General features: G+C 62.6%; 2 protein-coding genes. Both read right to left on the bottom strand.

Annotated features, from left to right (window positions below; genetic code table 11):
- Positions 1-63: 63 nt before the first annotated feature.
- A complete protein-coding gene (locus ACRESD_RS04345) occupies positions 64-336 on the bottom strand; it encodes a PTS transporter subunit EIIB (RefSeq protein ID WP_431749794.1) in 273 nt (90 codons plus the stop codon).
- 2 nt (positions 337-338) lie between these two features.
- Positions 339-2864, bottom strand: a complete 2526-nt coding sequence (gene ptsP / locus ACRESD_RS04340; protein ID WP_431749793.1) for a phosphoenolpyruvate--protein phosphotransferase — start codon at positions 2862-2864, stop codon at positions 339-341.
- Between the last annotated feature and the right edge of the window lie 117 nt (positions 2865-2981).

Here is a 2981-nt window from a genome sequence, read left to right as displayed (position 1 = left end):
ATCTGTAGCTGACCCACCGCTATCGGGGGCAAGCCCCCTCCCACATTTGGATCTCCAACTGGCTTAGAGGCCGGTTAGCAGGTGGACCACGCCGCCTGACAACACCATCACTCCCGGCACACCTGCCACCTTCAGTGCCTGCTCATCCAACCGCCCCGCATCCAGCAACTGCACCCGCACCCGCGTCAGCGCCACACGCTGTTGCGACTTGAGGTTATCCGCGCCGCCGAGCGCACTCAGCACCTCGGGCGACAACAACCCCGGCGCCGCTACGTTCTCGGCAATCAAATCCGGCGTCAACGCTTTCCAAAACGCCCGCTGCAATTTCTCGAACATGCTCAATGCTCCACGACAGGTGAGGTTTCAACAGTAGCGGCGTGATACAGGCGCAGCGCCTCGCGCACCTGGGCGGCCTCTTCCAGGCCCAGTACCTGGCGGGCGATGAGCTGGCAGTCAGCCAGGTTCAACTCGCGCACGGTGGCCTTGATCGTCGGGATCAACGGCACACTGACCGACAACTCATCCACCCCCAGCCCGATCAACACCGGCACCGCCAGCGCCTCGGACGCCAATGCGCCGCATACGCCGACCCACTTGCCATGGGCATGGGCGGCCTTGACCGTGGTGGCGATCAAACGCAGCACGGCCGGGTGAAAGCTGTCGGCCTGGCTGGCCAAACGTGGATGGTCGCGGTCCATGGCCAGGGTGTATTGGGTCAGGTCATTGGTGCCGATGGAAAAGAAATCCACATGCGGGGCAAATACATCGGCCATCAAGGCGGCAGACGGCACCTCGATCATGATGCCCAGTTTCGGCAACTCGGTGAGCCCGAGCGCCAGCGCTTCCTCTTGAAGAATCGTGCGGGCCAAGTGCAGCTCCGAAAGCAGGCTGACCATCGGCAACATGATGTGCAGTCGCGCGAAACCTGCGCTGGCGAGAATCGCGCGAAACTGCTCGCGCAGCAGCTCAGGGCGCTCCAGGCACAGCCGAATGCCACGCAAGCCAAGAAACGGATTGGTCTCACTGTCCATCGGCACATAGGCCAACGGTTTGTCGCCACCGACGTCCAAGGTGCGCACCACCAAATTGCGCTCGGCGCCCAAGGCACGGGCGATGGCGGTATAGGTGCCCGCTTGTTCTGCCGGGCTCGGTGCGCGGTTGCGGTCCAGGTAGAGAAACTCCGAGCGCAGCAGGCCCACGCCTTCACCGCCGAGGGCCAGGGCTTGCTCCACCTCCTGCAATGAGGCGACGTTGGCCGTGACTTCGACGTGATGACCGTCGCAGGTGGTGGCAGGCAAAGCCGCCTGCGCCACATCACGCTGACGCTTCTGCACCTGCTGTTTGCGCGCGACTTCCAATTGTTCGATCTCGGCCAGGTTCGGCTCCAGGTGCAACTCGCCCTTATCGGCATCGAGCAACACCTGCTTGCCGTTATCCAACGCCAATACCTGCACCGGCACGCCGCAGATGGCGGGCAGGCCCAACGCCCGCGCGAGGATCGCAACATGGCTGGTCGCACCACCGCCGACGGTGACAAAGCCCAGCACTTTGCGTGTGTCCAGGCTGGCGGTTTGCGATGGGGTCAGTTGTTCGGCGATCAGGATCGCGCGCTCGGGCAAATCCCAGGCGCGCTCCTGAATGCCGAGGATCAGCTTCAGCACACGCTGGCCGACATCGGCCAGGTCCGCCGCCCGCTCGGCGAGCAATGCGCTGCCCAGCCCCTGGAACAGCTTGCCGGTCGCGACCGTGGCGCTGTTCCAGGCAAAGGCGGCGCTCTTGCCCTTCGCCAATGATCCATGGGCTTGCTCCAACAATGTCGGGTCCTCGAGCAATTCCTGATGGGCACGGAAAATCTCGGCCTGGGCACTGCCCGACGCGTTGTCTTGCAATGTTTGCAGAGCTTCGCTTGCCGCCCGCAGCCCACGCTCCAAGGCTGCACGCTCGAGCGCCTCACCGGCGCCTTTTTCAGTGATCGTCAATTCAGGCTCGGCCACCTGAACCACCTGGCCAAATGCTGAACCCGGTGACGCACACACGCCTCGCAGCAATGTCGGTGACGACGCAGGCGCCACCGGCTCAACCACCTTTTCTGGCGCCACTACCGCCTCACCACAACCTTCATTCAATAGCACCACCAGCGCCTTGATCGCTGCCTCGGCATCCTCACCCGCCGCACTCACCTGCAAGGTATCGCCTTGTACAGTTTGTAGCGCCATGATCGCCACCAGCGACTTGGCGTTAGCGCTCTGGGTTTGTTTATGCAGATAGATGCTCGCCTTGAATCCCTTGGCCGCCTGGGCCAATACCGCCGCAGGGCGGGCGTGCAGGCCGTTGGCATTGGGCAAGGTCAGCGGCTTGGAGAACAGTGCATCACCCTCCTCCTCGGCGGTTTGTTCAGGACTATCGCCGGGCGAAACCCGTAGCAGTGGCTGCCCCGTTTCCACTAGGCCATGGGCCAGCAGTGTGAACGGCTCACCACTGACCACCAACATCAGGGTCAGCAAACTCCGTGCATTGAGCGCCACATAGTCGGCATCGAACTCAATCAACGGTTGCCCGGCCTCCACCCGCTGGCCTTCCTCGACCAGCCGGGTGAAACCCTGGCCCGCCAGGTTCACGGTGTCCAGGCCGATATGCATCAGCACCTGAACACCGTTGTCGTCGGTCACGCTGACGGCATGCCCACTGTCCTGGATATTGCTGATCACCCCGGCCAAGGGTGCGCAAAGGGTCTGCGAGGTCGGGTCGATACACAGGCCATCGCCGATCAGGCGGCTGGCGAACACCGGGTCAGGCACCTGATCCAGCGCCAGCAGCACCCCGGACAGGGGCGCCAGCAGTTCCAGGGGTTGAGTTGTGGTCATGACTTCACCTGCTGTTTTGTTCTTTAAAAATCATTGGTCGGATGCAAATCCAAAGGACGATGAAGATTCAACTGTGGGAGCGGGCTTGCTCGCGAAGGCGGTGGGTCAGTCAATATA

Origin of the sequence: Pseudomonas sp. (assembly GCF_050739995.1) — a bacterium.
Lineage (GTDB): Bacteria > Pseudomonadota > Gammaproteobacteria > Pseudomonadales > Pseudomonadaceae > Aquipseudomonas.
Note: the sequence above shows the minus strand (reverse complement) of the source record. Positions and strands in the feature narration are given on the sequence as shown.

Excerpts from the sequence above, each read along its gene's own strand:
- ACRESD_RS04345 (WP_431749794.1), bottom strand. The coding sequence starts at position 336 with ATGTTCGAGAAATTGCAGCGGGCGTTTTGGAAAGCGTTGACGCCGGAT.
- ptsP (WP_431749793.1), bottom strand. The coding sequence starts at position 2,864 with ATGACCACAACTCAACCCCTGGAACTGCTGGCGCCCCTGTCCGGGGTG.